The 16,320-nt window shown below is 68.1% G+C and carries 17 protein-coding genes; 8 read left to right on the forward strand and 9 right to left on the reverse strand.

Annotation, left to right across the window (positions count from 1 at the left end):
* Positions 1 to 61: 61 nt before the first annotated feature.
* From ACWJI3_RS07110 to ACWJI3_RS07120, 3 genes are read left to right on the forward strand one after another with little or no spacing between them, the layout of a single operon-like run.
* Positions 62 to 1,192, forward strand: a complete 1,131-nt coding sequence (locus ACWJI3_RS07110) for an HlyD family secretion protein (RefSeq protein ID WP_255100111.1) — start codon at positions 62 to 64, stop codon at positions 1,190 to 1,192.
* A gap of 2 nt (positions 1,193 to 1,194) precedes the next feature.
* Entirely contained in the window at positions 1,195 to 2,421 is a 1,227-nt protein-coding gene (locus tag ACWJI3_RS07115) for a glycosyltransferase (protein ID WP_480203326.1), read from the forward strand.
* Positions 2,418 to 3,077 (forward strand): hypothetical protein, encoded by a 660-nt coding sequence (locus tag ACWJI3_RS07120; RefSeq protein ID WP_480203327.1) that lies wholly within the window; start codon positions 2,418 to 2,420, stop codon positions 3,075 to 3,077. The genes ACWJI3_RS07115 and ACWJI3_RS07120 overlap by 4 nt, the downstream gene beginning before the upstream one ends.
* Here the strand turns inward: ACWJI3_RS07120 and ACWJI3_RS07125 are convergent.
* Positions 3,071 to 4,240: a glycosyltransferase gene (locus ACWJI3_RS07125; RefSeq protein WP_480203328.1), complete on the reverse strand. Its 1,170-nt coding sequence runs from the start codon at positions 4,238 to 4,240 to the stop codon at positions 3,071 to 3,073. The two genes, ACWJI3_RS07120 and ACWJI3_RS07125, sit on opposite strands and share 7 nt — an antisense overlap.
* Before the next feature lie 34 nt (positions 4,241 to 4,274).
* Between ACWJI3_RS07125 and ACWJI3_RS07130 the strand changes: the two genes are divergently transcribed.
* The gene (locus ACWJI3_RS07130) at positions 4,275 to 6,164 is read left to right on the forward strand and encodes a glycosyltransferase (protein WP_480203329.1); all 1,890 of its coding nucleotides are present in this window, start codon (positions 4,275 to 4,277) and stop codon (positions 6,162 to 6,164) included.
* 12 nt (positions 6,165 to 6,176) lie between these two features.
* Here the strand turns inward: ACWJI3_RS07130 and ACWJI3_RS07135 are convergent, their stop codons facing one another.
* Positions 6,177 to 6,857 (reverse strand): hypothetical protein, encoded by a 681-nt coding sequence (locus tag ACWJI3_RS07135; protein ID WP_480203330.1) that lies wholly within the window; start codon positions 6,855 to 6,857, stop codon positions 6,177 to 6,179.
* A 129-nt stretch (positions 6,858 to 6,986) separates the two neighbouring features.
* Here ACWJI3_RS07135 and ACWJI3_RS07140 point away from each other — a divergent pair, with 129 nt between their 5' ends.
* A complete protein-coding gene (locus ACWJI3_RS07140) occupies positions 6,987 to 7,826 on the forward strand; it encodes a hypothetical protein (RefSeq protein ID WP_480203331.1) in 840 nt (279 codons plus the stop codon).
* A 74-nt stretch (positions 7,827 to 7,900) separates the two neighbouring features.
* Here ACWJI3_RS07140 and ACWJI3_RS07145 read toward each other — a convergent pair whose 3' ends face one another.
* From ACWJI3_RS07145 to prfB, 6 genes are all read right to left on the reverse strand, one after another.
* Complete coding sequence (locus tag ACWJI3_RS07145) at positions 7,901 to 8,587, reverse strand: MBL fold metallo-hydrolase (protein WP_480203375.1); 687 nt, start codon at positions 8,585 to 8,587, stop codon at positions 7,901 to 7,903.
* A gap of 146 nt (positions 8,588 to 8,733) precedes the next feature.
* Positions 8,734 to 9,348: an anthranilate synthase component II gene (locus ACWJI3_RS07150; RefSeq protein ID WP_094511813.1), complete on the reverse strand. Its 615-nt coding sequence runs from the start codon at positions 9,346 to 9,348 to the stop codon at positions 8,734 to 8,736.
* A gap of 62 nt (positions 9,349 to 9,410) precedes the next feature.
* Positions 9,411 to 9,833, reverse strand: a complete 423-nt coding sequence (locus ACWJI3_RS07155) for a diacylglycerol kinase family protein (protein WP_480203376.1) — start codon at positions 9,831 to 9,833, stop codon at positions 9,411 to 9,413.
* A 99-nt stretch (positions 9,834 to 9,932) separates the two neighbouring features.
* Complete coding sequence (gene ybeY, locus ACWJI3_RS07160) at positions 9,933 to 10,544, reverse strand: rRNA maturation RNase YbeY (RefSeq protein ID WP_480203332.1); 612 nt, start codon at positions 10,542 to 10,544, stop codon at positions 9,933 to 9,935.
* A complete protein-coding gene (locus tag ACWJI3_RS07165; protein ID WP_094512370.1) occupies positions 10,541 to 10,744 on the reverse strand; it encodes a DUF3285 domain-containing protein in 204 nt (67 codons plus the stop codon). The genes ybeY and ACWJI3_RS07165 overlap by 4 nt, the downstream gene beginning before the upstream one ends.
* Positions 10,745 to 10,776: 32 nt before the next feature.
* Positions 10,777 to 11,902, reverse strand: a protein-coding gene (prfB, locus tag ACWJI3_RS07170) for a peptide chain release factor 2 (protein ID WP_144036962.1) whose coding sequence is annotated in 2 segments (ribosomal slippage) — positions 10,777 to 11,826 and positions 11,828 to 11,902 — 1,125 coding nt in all. Because the reading frame shifts where the segments join, the coding sequence is not laid out codon by codon here.
* A gap of 119 nt (positions 11,903 to 12,021) precedes the next feature.
* On the opposite strand from prfB, the gene grxC reads away from it, so the two are divergent.
* The 3 genes from grxC to ACWJI3_RS07185 all read left to right on the forward strand — a co-directional run bounded on the left by grxC (position 12,022) and on the right by ACWJI3_RS07185 (position 14,446).
* Positions 12,022 to 12,312 carry a glutaredoxin 3 gene (gene grxC, locus ACWJI3_RS07175; RefSeq protein WP_255141083.1) on the forward strand — a complete coding sequence of 97 codons (291 nt, stop codon included), beginning with the start codon at positions 12,022 to 12,024 and terminating at the stop codon, positions 12,310 to 12,312.
* Positions 12,313 to 12,315: 3 nt separating this feature from the next.
* Positions 12,316 to 13,332, forward strand: coding sequence for a glutathione synthase (gene gshB, locus ACWJI3_RS07180; RefSeq protein ID WP_480203333.1), 1,017 nt, complete (start codon positions 12,316 to 12,318; stop codon positions 13,330 to 13,332).
* Positions 13,333 to 13,429: 97 nt separating this feature from the next.
* Positions 13,430 to 14,446, forward strand: a complete 1,017-nt coding sequence (locus ACWJI3_RS07185) for a fatty acid desaturase family protein (protein ID WP_255100100.1) — start codon at positions 13,430 to 13,432, stop codon at positions 14,444 to 14,446.
* A gap of 141 nt (positions 14,447 to 14,587) precedes the next feature.
* On the opposite strand, the gene ACWJI3_RS07190 is transcribed toward ACWJI3_RS07185, so the two are convergent.
* Positions 14,588 to 16,315 (reverse strand): patatin-like phospholipase family protein, encoded by a 1,728-nt coding sequence (locus tag ACWJI3_RS07190; RefSeq protein ID WP_480203334.1) that lies wholly within the window; start codon positions 16,313 to 16,315, stop codon positions 14,588 to 14,590.
* Between the last annotated feature and the right edge of the window lie 5 nt (positions 16,316 to 16,320).

The raw sequence follows: 16,320 nt of genomic DNA on the forward strand, positions 1-16,320 counted from the left end.
GCCATCCCGCTCCTTGCTTGGCAGGCTGCGGCCCACCGCCCCCGTCCGGTCTCACAACCGGATGCTGGGCTCCATCGAAGACACCGGCTTTTCCAGCGAAGACATCCGCCTCGAAAGCCGGCCGGCCTCCTGGATGCCCGTGGCGATCGGCTCGGCCCTCTCCGTGCTGGTGCTGGCTCTGGTGGCCAGTGCGGTGTTCATCAAGGTTGACCGGGTTGTCACCGTGCCTGGCCGCCTCAAAACGCTGCGCTCCACCCAGGATGTGGCCTCCACGGAGCAGGGGGTGGTGAGCAAGGTGCTGGTGAAGGAAAACCAGCTGGTGCGGGCGGGCCAGCCCCTGGTGGTGCTCGATCCTGAAACCCTCACGGCTGAATCGGCCTCGTTGGTCGACAGGCAGGGATCCCTTCAGGCCAACGCCATCGCCGAGCTGCAGCGGCTGGAGGCCGCGATCGGCGAGGCCAATGCCCGCTTGGCCGGTGCCCAGGAGCAGCTCACCATTACCAACGAACAGCTCGCCCGCCTGCGTCCCCTGGCCCAAGAGGGCGGATACGGCCAGCTCAACGTCCTCGACACCGAAAAGAGCCGGGTGGAACTGGAATCCAGCATTCGCTCCACCCGCGCCGAGATCACCAGGCTCCAGGCCGAATCGGCACAGAAGGAAGCCTTGCTGGCCGGTGAGCTCGCTTCAACGCGCTCCAGTCTTGTGGCCACCCGCAACCGTCTCCGCCAGACGGTGCTCAAGGCGCCGCTCGACGGCACGGTGCTCGATCTCCAGGCCAAGCCCGGGTTGGTGGCCCGTGGCACCGAACCCCTGCTCAAGCTGGTGCCCAGCGACAACCTCCGGGCTGAGGTCGACCTGCCCGATGCTGACCTTGCCTTCGTGCGCCCCGGCCAGAGAGCCGAAGTCGAGTTCTCCGCCTACCCGCGTGACCGCTACGGCTGGTTGCCCGCCGAGGTCGTCTCCATCGGTACCGATGCGCTGCCGCCCGCCGAAAACAGCCCCGTGCAAACCCCACGCTTTCCAGCAAAGCTGCAGCTCAGCCGCCAATACCTCGAAGCCGATGGCCAGCGCTATTCGCTTCAGGCCGGCATGGCCCTCACCGCCCACCTCAAACTCGACAAAGTCAGCATTCTCGAACTCTTGTTTTCCAGCTTTGCCGGCGGTGCACGCGCCCTGCGCACCATCCGCTGACGTTGGCGCTGCGGGTGCTGCTGCTGCACCAGAATTTCCCTGGTCAGTTCCAGCATCTGGCGCCCGCCCTGGTGAACCGCGGCGACGACGTGGTGGCGGTGGGGCGCCGAACGGGCAGCTATCCGGCCCTGGCTGGCCGTCTGCGCTGGCTCGCCACGGGCGGCAACGTGCACAACGATCTGCGCCATGGCGATCCCGAGCGGCGCCTGCTGGCTCCCTGGCACCAGGCACGCCGGGTGGTGGACTGCCTCAAGCCCTTGGCCGCATCGGGATGGCGGCCCGATGTGGTGCTCGCGCATTGTTTCTGGGGCGATGCGCTTCTGCTCGACGACCTCTTCCCCGCTGCTCCCCTGGTGGCCCTGCTCGAACTCGACCTCAGTTCCCCCCAGGTGTGGGGCGGGGCGGCCTCGCCAGGCAGGCGGCAGCTGCAGCAGTGGGCTGATGCCCTGGCCATCCGCCGCATGGCGGTGGGGGTCACGGCCAGCCGCTTCCAGCGCGACAGCTATCCCTCCTGGCTGCACCCCCGCCTCCGGGTGATCCACGAAGGCGTGGACCTGCAGGCCTGTGCCCCCGATCCGCTCGCCCGCCTCCAGCTCCCCGGCGGCGTCAACCTCGGCCCCGAAGCGATGGTGCTCAGCTTTGCGGCCCGCAGCCTCGAACCCCTGCGGGGCCTCGATCGTTTGCTGGCCGTGCTGCCGGCCCTGCAACGCCGCCTGCCCCGCCTGCACGTGGTGCTGGCCGGTGCCTGCGACCGCGGTTGCTATGGAGCCGCACCCCCCGGCAGCGAGAGCTGGTTGGCCCATCTGCTGGCTCGCCTCGGCGACAGCATCGACCGCAGCCGCCTGCACACCCCCGGCCTGCTGCCCCGTTCCCAGCTCAGGTGCCTGTTCCAGATCAGCCGCTTGCACGTTTACCTCAGCCGCCCCTACGTGCCCAGCTGGAGCCTGCTGGAGGCGATGGCCTGCGGCGCTCCCGTTCTGGCCAGCCATGATGCGGGGGTGGAGGGTCTGGTGCTGGAGGGGGTGAACGGCCGGCTGCTGCCCGCCGACGATCCGCACGCCCTGCTCGACCTGCTCGTGCCCCTGCTGGAGCAGCCCGCTGCTGCTGCCGCGCTGCGGCTCGGCGCCCGCCGTCATGTGGCCGCCCACTTCGATCACCGCCGTTGCGTCAGCGCCCAGATCGAGCTGCTCGATGCGGTGGCCCGTGGCCAGGAGCTCCCCTCACCATGAGCACCCCGTCGGCGTCATGGACGGAGCTGCTGCGGCGCGCCCTGGCCGAGGCCGACTGGCCCGTGGCCGAAGGGGCCCTGCAGCGGCTGCTGTTGCTCACCCCCGAGGCGCCTGATCTGCTCGACCTGCTCGGCTACGTGCTGCTGATGCAAGGGCGCTTCGATGCCTGCGAAGCTGCCCTGGAGCGGGCCCTGGCCGCCGGCAGCCGCAGTTTCTGGACGCCCCACAAGCTCGGCGACGCCCATCGCGGCCGGCAGCGCCTGACGGCCGCGGCCGCGGCCTACGAGCAGGCTCTCGCCTGGGGCAGCGACAGCCCCCTCACCGTGCGCAACCTGCTGGAGGTGCTGGTGCCCCTCGATCCGGCGCGGGCGCTGCAGCGTCTGCAGCAATTGGCGAGCCAGCAGCAACCCGGCTGGCAGGAGGGCGCCTGCGCCGCCGCCAGCTCCGGCTTGGCCCCCGAACTGGCGGAGTGGCTCTGCGCCAATGGCGCCGCCGATCAGACGGTGCGGGCCCTGGTCTGCATGCGGCGCCTCAGCTGCCTGGACCTCGACAGCGCCATGCAGCTTCTGGGTGCCATCGACACCCCCTGGTCAGCTCCCCTGCGGCAGCGGCTCGAACGGTTGCAGTCGCCCCTGCCGCAGCCCGAGGGTCACTGAAGCCGGCGCAGCGGGTGATCGGGCGGCAGGGCCTTCACCAGCTCGGCCCGGCCCCCCCAGCGCAGCAGGCAGCCGATCCGTTCGGCCACCACGGCGGCGAGGGCCGCTGGATCGAGGGCCTGCCGCACCGCCCGCCGCCCCGCCGCGCCCAGCTGGGCCGCTTGGTCCGGATGCTCGGCCAGCCGCCGCAGGGCCGCCGCCGCCACCTCCAGATCCGGTTCGCCCCAGCACCAACCGGCCCGGTAGTCGCCCTCACTGCGTTGGATCGCCACCCGGCGGCAGGGCACCAGCACCGCACTTGCCGGGGGCATGAAGCAGAGATTGCCGCCATAGCCACTGGCCACCGTCGGGATGCCAGCGGCCATGGCTTCGGCCAACAGCAGTCCGAACCCCTCGGCTCGATGCAGGCTGAGCACCACGTCGGCTTGCGCGTAGAGCGCATCAAAGGCGCCCGCAGACAGGTGGTTGGTGATCAGCTGCAGGCGGGAATCGCCGGCGCAGCGCTCGACCAGTTGGGCGGTGGCCTCCGGAAACTGGCTGGCACTGGCGAGCTTGAGCACCAGCCGTGCCTCCAGCGCACCGCCTGCCGGGAACGCGGCGAGGAAGGCCTCGATCACGCCGTCGGGATTCTTGCGGCCGCGGGTGCTCCAGAAATCGAAGGCATAGAGCACGGTGAAGGGCTCCCCACCGCCACTGCGCCCGGCGCGCAACTGCGCCAGCCGGTCGGCGCGTTGCCAATCGATCAGATGCGGCAACGCCGTGACCGGCACCGGGCTGCGCTGGCCAAGGGCTGTAGCGCAGAAGGGCGAAGGGCACCAGAGCTGATCGAGGCCTGAGAAGCCCACCTCCCAGCCGTCGGGGAAGGCTTCCAGCTCCCACGCCCAGAAGCCGATCCGCAGCGGTGCCTCCAGCTGCAACCGCTCCGCCAGGCCATCGGTCTGCCGCAGCACATTGGGGTTGGTGTGCACCAGATCGATCGCAGCGGCGGCGGCTGGCCCCGCGGCGGCACCCTCAGCTCCATCGGCATGGGTCGCCAGGGGCAGGTGGCGCAGCTGCACCGTGAGCCCGGCGGCACGCAGGGCTCGCGCCGTGCACAGCGCACCCTCGCCCAGGCCGAACCCACCGCCGAGATGGCCCCACAGATTCACAACCAGGGGCGACACTGAGCTGTGGCAACCCATCCAGTGTGGCCTCCCCTTGGCTTCCACACCGCAGCACTGGTATTCCCTCGGCGAGCAGGCTCTCGAGCGGGAGCACTGGGCTGAGGCGGAAGCTGCACTGTGGGAATGCCTGGCGCTGCAACCGCGCCATGCCGCAGCCCTGCATCTGCTGGGCCGCCTGCGAGCGCGCCAGGGGCGGCGCCCGGAGGCCATTCGCCTGCAGCGAGAGAGCACCCGTTGCGATCCAGGCCTCGGCTGGAACGCCTTCGCTCTGGCGGAACTGCTGGAAGAGCAGAACGACTGGCCGGCTGCCGCCGGGGCCATGGCCGCGGCTGCGGCAGCCCTGCCGCACCAGCCCTGGATCGCTCGCCGCCGGCAACGGCTGGAGGGCCTCGCCGCTCTCGACGGCGAGACCCTCGCCGATGGGCTGGGCCCCGCCGCATACCGCTACTGGTGCCGGCAGCTGGAGCCGCCCTTGCCCCCCGTCGAGCCGGCTGATCCGCTGCCTGGTTGGCAGGTCTGCGTCGGTGCCGGTGCCCAGCTGCGGGCGGGGGCTCTGGGCTGGGTGGCGGCCGAACTGAAGCGCCGGCAGGACGCTGGTGAACGGCTCCCCGATGGCCTCTACGCCGACGAAGACCTGATCAGCCCAACCGGCGAGCGTTTTGGGCCCTGGTTCAAGCCGGGTTGGCAACCGGAGAGCTTCTGGAGCACCCCCTGGCTGGATGGGCTGAGCGTGTGGCGGCTCGACTGGCTGCAGCAGGCCGGCCTGTCACCACCGCCTGCCGCACCCGACGCTCTGTTCGCCTGGCAGTTGCAGGCCCTCGCCTGCCAGCCGCGCCTGGTTGCCCTGCCGCGGATCCTGGTGCACTGCCGTGCTGCCGCAGGCGGCCAGCCCTCCGCCAGGCCGGCGATCGCTCGCTCCAACCTGCTGCACCGCCACCTGCGCGAGCTGGGTGAGGCGGTCACGGCCGTCACGCCCCACGCGGTGGGGCCGCCGGGATCAGCACAGCCTGGCGGGGTGGCCGGTTTTCGTTTCACCTGGGCCCTGCCTTGCTCGCTACCGCTGGTGAGCGTGATCGTGCCCAGCCGCGATCGCCCCGATCTGCTGGCGGCTTGCCTCGATGGGGTTGACCGGGCGCAGACGCCCCGGCTGCGCCTTGAGGTGTGGGTGGTCGACAACGGTTCACGCCAGCAGGCCAGCGCCGAGCTGCAGCGCCGATGGCAGGAGCGGCCAGGTCTGCGCGCCGGTTGGCTGGATGGCGATGGCCCGTTCAACTGGAGCCTGCTCAACAACGGGGCAGCCCGCACCGCCCGTGGAGATCTGCTGCTGTTTCTCAACAACGACGTGCACCCTCTGCAGCACCGTGGGCACCACTCCGGCTGGCTCGAAAGCCTGGCGGCCCAGGCGCTGCGCCCGGTGGTGGGCTGCGCAGGCGCCCTGCTGCTCACGCCTGCAGGGCGCCTGCAGCACGCCGGGGTGCTGCCGGGGCTGGGCAGGGATGGCTGTGCCCACCCCTACCGCGATCTTCCTCCAGACCATCACGTGCACCGCTGCCGCAGTTCCTTTCTCACCACCTGGCCCGCCCTCACCGGCGCTTGCCTGATGGTGAGGCGGCCGCTGTTTCTTGAGGCGGGTGGATTCGATCCAGCCTTGCCGGTGGAAGGCAACGATGTGGACTTCTGCTTGCGGCTTGGAGCCTTCGGCCTGCGGCATGTGCTCACCCCGGAGGCGGTGCTTGTTCATGCCGAGGGGAGCAGCCGCCACAGCCGCGGCGACGACCGTGCGGCCCGCCATGCCGGCCTCACCGGTCTGCGGCAACGCTGGCCTGCAGCCATGGCCGGCCCAGGCCTGTGCTGGCCGGGCGCGAGCAGTGCACTGCACCACGATGGCCGCCCCCGCGAACTGCAGATCCCCGGCTGGGACTGACGTCTTGCCGGTTCAGCGGCTTCGCTGGGCTTCGTGGCGATGGAGAAACAGGCGGAACTGCTCCAGTTGCAGCTCGATTTCGTCCAGTGATGGGAGCCGTTGTCCCTGTGGCACCAGCGCTCGATCCGGCCAGAGCGACAAGGCCGCTTCCTGGCGTTCCCGCTGGGCGAGCTCAGCTTCCACCTCGCCCAGCGCCCGTTCAATGAGGCGGTGGTGGTGCTGATTCTCAGCCGGCTGCAGAGCCAGGGCGCGGCGAAGGCTGCCCATGGCGTGCTCAAGATCGCCTTGGTGCCGCAGCTGGCAACCGAGCTCAAACCAACCCCAGCAAAACGTGGGAGCCAGCTCCACACAGCGCTGCTGCGCGGCAATCGCTTCGGCGCAGCGCTGCAGCCGGGCGAGCGCCCGACCCTTGATGTGGTGGCTGAAGGCGAAATCCGGGCGTCCGAGCAGGGAGCGACCAATCAGCGCCAGGGCGCGCCGCTCGTCGCCAAGTTCCAGGGAGGCCTTCGCCAGCAGGTAAGTGATCTGCGCTTCCAGCGGTGTGCCCGCCTTCACATGCTGGAGCTGGGGCTGAAGCGCCTCAACCATCAATGGCCAATCGCCGCTGGCCTCCAGCTCGTGCCCCAGCCGCTGAATCATCCCGGCATCACCGGGAAACCGGCGCAGACTCTCCAGCAGTGTTTCCCTCCGCAAGGCGAGCCCCTGGTGGTGTGCTCCCATTGTCTGGCCTTGGCCAGCAGCCAACCACCGAAGAGCTGGCCGGGCAGCCGTGAGGCAAGGGCGGCAGGATGGAGCCTCGGGATCGGCGATGGCCACCAATCCATGGGTTTATCGCCCCAGACCAGCTCCTACGACGGCCATGGCGCCCTCTGGCTGTACGGCCTGCCCGGCAGCGGACTGATGTACAGCCAGGCGGCTGGGGCTCCTTCGCTGCAGGAGCTTGCCTGTCAGGAACCTGCGGCAGTGGGGGAGTCCACACGCATCTGGATCTGCTACGGGGAACTGGCGGACGGACTGGCGGACGTGGTGATGCGCTCTGACGGTCCCCAGGAGCTGGAGGCCGCACTTGATCAATGGCAGACAGATCTCTCCAGATCGGCGGCCCTGAAGCGGCGCTGGCGGGAACGGATCCAGTTGATCAACATCTGTGGCGATGGGGCAGCGCTGTTGGCCGCAGAACTGCCAGAGCTGGCCACTGGGCAACGCCGCGGAATCCTGGCGAGCGGGGTGTCGAGCGGCGCCATGGAATTGGCCACGCGTGCATTGCTGGAGGCCCGCCCGAGCCTGCTGAAGGCTTGGCTTGACGCCCAGCAATGGGCCGATGCCAGCGGCCACGCCGAGGGTGTCGACTGGCGCCGACCAATGCCATTGGCCCGGATCCTGTCAGCTCTGGAAGGCCAGGGGTTGAAGGCGAGCGCAGGACACCGCCAGCTGGAGGAGCGTTGTGAACAGCTTGAACGCTTCCTTGACCTGGAAAAGGAGCATGTGGGATTGCTGCAGGGCTATCTGCTGCAGATGGAGCGTGAACTTGATCACTTCCTGGCCAACCATGAGCGGACAGCAACCCTGGCGGAACAACTTCCGCAGCTGCTGGAGCGGGCTCGGCGCCTGATCGGAGTCAGCAGCTCCGCAGCACCCGGTGGTCATGGGCTCCATGGCTGAGGCCTAAGGCTCGCTGGTCAGCAGGCCGCTTGTCTGATCAAGCCGCCCACCCATGACGTCGCCTCCGCCCGTCTTCAGCGCAACACCAGAATCTGCGTGGCGTCGCTCAGGGGCGCCCCCAGGCTCACCGTGCGGCCCGGGCGCTGCACGGGGGTGCCGGGCATGGCATCAAGGAATGGCTTCACGCTGCCCTGGTCGCAACTGGCGGGGGTGGTGCCGCTCACGTATTGCACCGGGATCACGCGGCGTGGTTGCAGTTCGCGCACCACTTCAGCGGCTTCGGCGCCTGTGTACACCTTGGCGCCGCCGCCCACACCGATGATCAGCACATCGGGCTTGCCGAGCAGCACGCGGTCTTCCGGTTTCAGCGGTGCGGCCGTGCCGCCGAGGTGGGCGATCTCCAGTCCTCCCTGCTTCCAGCGCCACAGCGTGGCCATGCCGAAGCGGCGGCCGCCGAGGCGGTCGTGGGGGGCGGCGAAGCCTTCGATGCGCAGACCCGCCACCCGGTAGGAGCCCGGGCTGACCAGGAAGCGGCCGGTGGCCACCGGCGCCCCTTCATCCAGCAGGCGGCTGCTGGCCAGGATCACGTCGGCGCTCACCCTCGGTTCCGGCAGCCCGGCGGCGCAGCCCACCGCCTTGAACGGATTCAGCAGCACCGTGGCGCCACCGCCGCGGATCAGCAGGGCGCTGTGCCCGTAGCTAGTGATGCTCACTCCACCGGCGGCATGGCCGGCCGGTGGCATCGCCAGGGCCAGGGGCATCGCCAGGGTCAAGCCCCCCACCAGCAGCTGGGCAAGCAGGCGGCGCCGGGACGGGGCCGGTGCCGGGGAGTCGGACGCCATGGGCTGCTTTGCGCCCCGATGGCGCCGGATCTTGGCGGAACCTAGCAGCGCTGCCGGGGCGAGCCCTACCGGCTGGTTCCGCTCGTCGTGCTGGCGGCCTGCCGCAGGAAGTTGGCCAGCAGCTGATGGCCGCTCTGGGTGAGCACGCTCTCCGGGTGAAACTGCACCCCCTGCACGTGGCGGTACTGCCGGTGCCGCAGGCCCATGATCGTGCCGTCTTCCAGCCACGCGGTGATCTCCAGGCAGTCGGGCAGGCTCTCGCGCTCGGCGATCAGGCTGTGATAGCGGGTGGCCGTGAGCGGGTTGGGCAACCCCTCGAACACCCCCACCTCTGTATGCAGCACCGGTGAGGTTTTGCCGTGCATCAGCTCATGGGCGCGCACCACCTTGCCGCCGTACACCTGGGCCAGGCACTGGTGCCCCAGGCATACCCCAAGGATCGGGACCGTCGGCCCCAGCGCCGCCAGCACCTCCAGGCACACGCCCGCCTGATCCGGATCACCGGGGCCCGGCGAGATCAGGATCGCGGCCGGCTCCAGCTGGCGGATCTGCTCCAGCGTGAGCGCGTCGTTGCGCTCCACCCGCAGCTCGGCCGCCAGCGGGTGCTGCGCCGCCAGCTCGCCCAGGTACTGCACCAGGTTGAAGGTGAAGCTGTCGTAGTTGTCGAGAACGAGAAGCATCCCGGCTGCCGGACCTGCCGCCATTCAACCCACCCGCGCCAGGGAGCGGCGGTTTGGGCGGCTCAAATCCCCAGCCGCAGGAGCAGGGCCGGCACCAGCAGCAGCGCCGCGATCAGCACGGCAGCCAGGGCGGCCACCAGCACGGCGGCGGCTGCGCAATCCTTGGCGATCTTGGCCAGCGGGTGGAAGCGGCGCCCGATCGCCAGATCCACCACCGATTCGATCGCCGTATTCAGCAGTTCCAGCACCAGCACCGCCGCCACCGTGAGCACCAGCACTGCCAGGCGATCCAGGCTCAGCTGCAGCCATAGCCCCAGGCCGAACACCACCGCGCCGGTGATCACATGGATGCGGAAGTTGCGCTGGCTGACGAAGCCGTAGCCCAGCCCCTGCATCGCGTAGCGCAGGCTCAGCGGCAGATCGCCGGCCACCCTCCAGGCTCCGCCCCGGCGGCCGCGCCCCCGGCGAGGAGCTTCACTCGCCATCGGTTCGGTGGAGCGTGGCAGCAGCGTGGTCATGGGCGCCGCAACTCGGGCCTGCGTCGAACCTTACCGCTGGTTTCACTGGCACGCTCCCCCTGCCGGTCACGGCTCGCACACCGGGCCGGCGTCGCCGCTTCCTGCTGGCGCCGCCGCAGCGATGCCCTCCAGCAGCTGGTCCTGACGGGCGAGCATGGCCTCCAGGCGGGCGTCGTCGGGATGGTCCCAGCCCAGCAGGTGCAGCAGGCCGTGGCTGGCCAGCCAGGTGAGCTCCCGCGCCAGGCTCTGGCCCGCCGCCTCGGCCTGCCGCGCGGCCGTCTCCACCGAGATCACGATGTCGCCGAGTTCGAGCGGCTCGCTGTCCTCGTCGTCGTCGCCGGTCGGCAGCGGTGGCGCCTCCTCCTGGGCCGCGAAGGCCAGCACATCGGTGGGGCCCTCCTTCTGGCGCCAGTCGGCGTTCAGCTCCGCCATCGCCGCATCGTTCACCAGGGTGAGCCCGAGGCTGTAGGAGGACGCTGCCAGCTCGGGCGGCAGTTCGCCCTGCAGCTGCGCCAGCCACACGCTCAGAGCCCCATGCCACAGATCGGCCCCCGCCAGCGGATCGGCCAGATCCCCGGCGGCGGCCAGCAGATCGTCCGGCAGGTCGTCGTCGCTGGAGAAGGCGAGGTCGAGGTCGGGCGGGAGCGGCAGGTTGCCGTGGGCGGCTGGCAGCGTCATTGCGGCAGGGTGGGGCGGCCGAACCAGGCCAGCAGCAGCAGCAGGGAGCTGAGCCCCACGGCGGTGAGCCCGAAGTGCAGCAGGCTCTGACGCCCCTTGCGCACCATGTTGCGCATCGCCAGCTTCACGAAGCTCGGCGGTGGCACTGCGGGAGCGGCAGTGGTCGCGCCGGAGGCGTCCGGGGGGCTGCTCTCAGGCATCTGGGGATTGGCCATCAGGGGATCAACGGGGCTCAGGCGGCCTCATCGGCGGCGATCTCCACACCCTGGCGCAGCAGCGCCTGGATGAAGGGATCGAGATCGCCATCCATCACCCCCTGCACATCGGTGGTTTCCACGGCGGTGCGCAGATCCTTCACCATCTGGTACGGGTGGAACACGTAGTTGCGGATCTGGTTGCCCCAGGCCGCTTCCACGATGTCGCCGCGGATGTCGGCGATCTCCGACGCCCGCTGCTCCTGGGCGATCACCAGCAGCTTGGCCATCAGCAGCGCCATCGCCTTCTCCTTGTTCTGGAGCTGGGAGCGCTCCTGGGTGCAGCGCACCGCCAGGCCGGTGGGGATGTGCAGGATCCGAACGGCCGTCTCCACCTTGTTCACGTTCTGGCCGCCGGCGCCGCCCGAGCGGGAGGTGGTCACCTCCAGATCCTTGTCAGGGATGTCGAGCTTCACGTCTTCGTCCAGCTTCGGCATCACCTCCACCCCCGCGAAGCTGGTCTGGCGCTTGTCGTTGGCGTTGAAGGGCGAGATCCGCACCAGCCGGTGGGTGCCCTTCTCGTTGCGCAGGTAGCCGTAGGCGTAGCGGCCGTCGATCTCGATCGTGCAGCTCTTGATGCCCGCCTCCTCCCCTTCCGAGAGTTCGTCCACCGACACCTTCATGCCGTGGTCTTCGGCCCAGCGGGTGTACATGCGCATCAGCATCAGCGCCCAGTCCTGGGCATCGGTGCCGCCGGCGCCGGCGTTGATCGAGATCACGGCGCCTTCCTTGTCATAGGGGCCGCTCAGCAGCCGCTCCAGTTCCCAGCGGTCGAGGGCGCCCTTGAGGCTCTGCAGGCCGCCGTTGGCCTCGCCCAGCAGTTCCTCGTCGGGTTCCAGGTCGTAGAGCTCCAGCGTGGCGCGGGCGTCGTCGATCGCCGCCTGCCACTGCTGCAGTTGCTCCAGCTGCGCCTTCACCTCATCGAGCTGGCGCATCTGTTTCTGGGCCTGCTGCTGGTCGTCCCAGAAGCCGGGCTGGGAAGCCAGCTGCTCGAGGTCCTGCTGGCGCGCGTTCAGGGCCGGTACGTCAAAGACAGTCCTGGGCATGGCCCAGGCGGTCGGTGAGTTCGGAAAGATCGCGCTTGAAATCGGTGAGATCGAGCACCGGCGGGCCTGGGGCGTGGTGGATTCGACCGTATCAGCCGCGCCTGCTTGCCACGCCCGCGTCGGCGCTCCCCGACCGGGGCCGCTCCTAGGATCCAGCCAAAGCACCGGTCCAGCCTGATGGCGGTATCCCCCGCTCCCTCCTCCGCCAGCCCCAGCGTGGAGATCTACACCTGGCGGTTCTGCCCGTTCTGCATGCGCGCCAAGGCGCTGCTGGATCGCAAAGGGGTCGCCTACACCGAATACGGCATCGATGGCGATGACGCGGCCCGCGCCGCCATGGCCGACCGCGCCGATGGCCGCACCAGCCTGCCCCAGATCTTCATCGCCGATCGGGGCATCGGCGGCTGCGACGAGCTCCATGCCCTCGAACGCACCGGTCGCCTCGATCCCCTGCTGCAGGGAGCCTGAGGGGTGGGGGCCACAGCACGCACCCCGGCGCCCGCTTCCCAGCTCTTCGTCGTCGACCCCATCGAGCGGCTGCGGCCGGCTAAGGATTCCAGCGTCGCCCTGATGCAGGCCGCCCAGCGGGCCGGCCAGGAAGTGTGGGTCTGCACCATCGCCGAGCTGGCCGTGGAAGGCGAGCGGGCCGGCGCCGCTGGCCCCGGTTGCACGCCGCTGGTGCGCGCCCGCCCCGTCACCTTCGCCCCCATGCACCCTGACGGTGACGGCTGGCAGGTGCCCGATCCCTGGTTCAGCGCCGGGGAACCGCTCTGGCTGCCGCTTCATCACTTCCCGGTGGTGTGGATGCGCAAGGATCCCCCCGTCGATGAAGCCTTCCTCTACGCCACCCTGCTGCTGGAGCGGGCCGAGCACCAGGGCGTGCGCGTGCTCAACCGGCCCGCAGCCCTGCTGGCCTGGAATGAGAAGCTCGGCGCGCTGCGCTTCAGCCACCTGATGGCGCCCTCGCTGGTGAGTGCCGATGCCGAGCAGCTGGCCGCCTTCGCCGCCCTGCACCACGAGGTGGTGCTCAAGCCGCTGGGGGGCCGCGCCGGTCAGGGCGTGGTGCGCACCGCCGCCGCCGCACCGGGCCTGCGTGCCCTGCTGGAGCTGGTCACCCACCAGCAGACGCTGCCGGTGATGGTGCAGGCCTTCCTGCCGGCCGTCACCGCCGGCGACAAACGCATCCTGCTGGTGAACGGCGAGCCGCTGGGGGCGATAAACCGCCGGCCCCTGCCCGGCGAGTTCCGCAGCAATCTGGCGGTGGGCGGCGCCCCTGAACCCACGGCCCTCACCGCCGCCGAAACCGCCATCTGCTCCGAACTGGCGCCGGTGCTACAGGCGGAAGGCCTGTTCTTCGTGGGCATCGATGTGATCGACGGCCGCCTGAGCGAGATCAACGTGACCAGCCCCACGGGCATCCGCGAGATCGAACGGCTGGGCGGTGTGCCCGTGGCCGATCTCACCATGGAGCGGCTTCTGAAGGCCTGAGGCCTGGCCATCCGCCAGGGCCCGTCCACCAGAGGAGCCGTTGCTGCTGATTCGTGGATCGGGTTTAGTCTCTGGGTCCATCTTCGCGACCGGAACCATGACGTCCGACGCCAGCCTGGTCCCGGGTAGCGATTCCAATCAGGACACCGGATTCAGTAAGGAGCAGCGTCGCGCTGACCGCCTGATGACCGAAGGCATCGAGGACCTGGTTCAGCCCTTGTTCAAGGTGAATCAAGGCCTCGGCTGGCTGCGTCTGTTCGCCCTGCTGGTGCCTTCGCTCGCCTGTCTGTGGATGTACTGGCAGGAACCCAGGTTGCTTCTGGCCCTGCCCTGGCTGGTGGCGAGCACGCTGCTCTACGCCTTTGTGATGATCAGCACCCACGACATCAGCCACTCCACCCTGCTTGACCTCGGTGACATTGAACAGGCCGTGGGCTGCGCGCTGAGCTGGCCGATCGGCTGGCCCTATCGCACTTACCGCAATCTGCATCAGCTCCATCACCGTATGAATGGGATGGACCTGCGCGACCCGGAGCGGCGGGAACCGTCTGAGGAGGAGGAGGCCAGGGCCGGTGCGCTGCGGCGTCTCCACTTTCAGCACCCGTTCTGGATCAGCGTGCTCGTGTTCGGCGGCCTGCAATTGATTGTGTCGATGTTCTGGTTCGGCTGGAAACTGCGTGACAGCCATTCACGCCTTGTCGCCGGCATGGTCAACGACCTGATCGGCATCCTGGTGGTGCAAACCTGCATGTTCGCCTGGGCAATCAGCCAGGGCGAGGTGATCAAGCTGATCCTGATGCTGGTGGTGGTGGAGCGCCTCGTGGGCGGACTGATGCAGGTGCGCGGCATGATCGAGCACCACAGGCTCTGGCACGCCAATACCACCTATGAGCTCACTCAGCTGTACACCTCGCGCAACATTGCCGCCGGTCCGCTGGTGAACGTGCTGATGGGAGGCCTGCCGCATCACTCGCTGCATCACGCCTACCCGTCGATCCCCTACGACCGGCTACCCGAGGCCACGGCCATCGCAGAGAAGACACTGCTCAGCCATGGCAAGCCACCGCTGCCCAAGGTGGACAACTACATCGAGGGACTGGCCTTGCTGATGTGATGCCGTGCTTCACAACCCTGGCAGCAAGCGGGGCAGGAAGACCAGCACCAGTGGAATCCCGATGCGCTCGATGCCGATCCAATGGCCAAGCTGACTTGGTGGGTGGCTGATGGCTAAGCGCGCAGCGCTCGACCGACTCGCTCAGAGGCTGCTCGGCTTGCTCGGCGTCTGGGGGGTGTTTCCCGAAGCGAGTGAACTGGGGAGTTGGCTGCGCGCATGGTTGTAGCCAGCTTCAAAGATCTGGCTGTAACTCTTCCATTCCATGAAGGGGTAGTGCCCGATCTCAGGCCTCAGCACCACATCGGCAAGGTGTTCCTGTGACTGGGAAGCAGCGTGGGAGGCACACATCATGGCGTTGATGATGGTTTTGCCGAGGGATGGTCTGCGCCGCTGCCGGTTCACACCATATTGATTGGCGGAATCTGGCTCTACATCCAGCGAGATGGCGATGATCCTGCCATCGGTCAGGTGCCGGGCCGGAGCGATGGGAAGATTATTCAGGATTCCGCCATCCACATGCAGTTCGCCAGTGGCATCTTCAACGGGTGGAAAGATTCCCGGCACTGACATGCTGGCGATCACAGCCGTGGGAATGTCGCCAGCCGTCCAGGCTTGAAGTTGATTGGTGGAGAGATTGGTGGAGAAACACTGCAGCACCAACCAGCTGTCTTGAATCATCGAGCAACCGAAGAAGGCGGCGAGCTCACGCTGGGAATTGGACAACGAAAACAGGGAGTCGCGGGGAATGGTGATGGTGTAGGGCTTGGCGTCGATGATCACTCGCTCAAGGTGTCCGAGGATTTGCTGCGCGGTCAGCTCAAAGGCTGCCAAGGAGGAAACGAGCGCTCCAATGCTCACGCCCATGACCATGTCGATGTCGTCCACCGGAAGTTCCTGTAGGGCCGCGATCGCTCCAACATGAGCAAATCCCCTGGCACCACCACCGCCCAGTACCAGAATGTTCTGGAGGCGCAGCACCGTGCGGGCCAGCCGTTCCAAATGGCTTTGCTTGGCCGCTTTGATGTTGAGCACGAAGGCAAAACTCTTGTCGCTAAACCAGCCCTGCGTGCTGGGGCAATCCTGCTCCATGGGCCAGAGCCGCACCAGAATCGCCTCCGAATCCATACGGCTGGGTAGATCGGCATGGTCAACGGTGCCATCACTGAGAATCACCAGCCGGTCGATCAACTTCTGATTCCTCCAGCTCACTGCCAGCGGATCGTCCGTGATCAACACCTGAAGATCGCGCGCTTTGGTGGCTTCCGTCAGCTGGTGGTGAAGTTCAGCCTCGCTGCTGCAATGACGTGTGATAACAGGGTTTTCTAAGGTGATGGTTTTGCCTGCCTGGCTACGTAGATGGCTGGCCAGCTCCACAAGGACCTGGCGTGTGAGCAAGGACTCCGGGTGGACATTGTGAATCAGAATGGTATTGAGAGGAGATTGCCTTGGATCCCTGCCGATGGAGGCGGCTTCGGCCAGCGATGCCAACAGCTGAGTCTGAAAATCAGCCGATTGATGCAGCATCTGCTGGAGATCTTCCTTGCCGAACTGGAAGTACTTCAGATCGGTCAGCGCGATCGCAGAAGCGGATCGTGGCTGATCACAGAACAACCCGTATTCACCCACCAGATCCCCCTGCACCACTTTGCGGAAGCAGCAGGTGGTGTGCTCCAGTCCGCCGCTGAACAGGCCGAGAATTCCTGCTTCAATCACATAGGCGAAGTCGGCTGACTCCCCTTCTCGGAAGAGAAGATCGCCTTCTTTGATCGTGCCTGTCTGCGGGTTCAGAGCCTCGATGCAGCTGGACGGAATGCTTCTGAACATCCGGGAGTGTTTGAAGACCTTCTGCAGCCGCTCCCTCGTCGTCATCCCGT

Source organism: Marcopretia estuarina LEGE 06307, assembly GCF_056633115.1.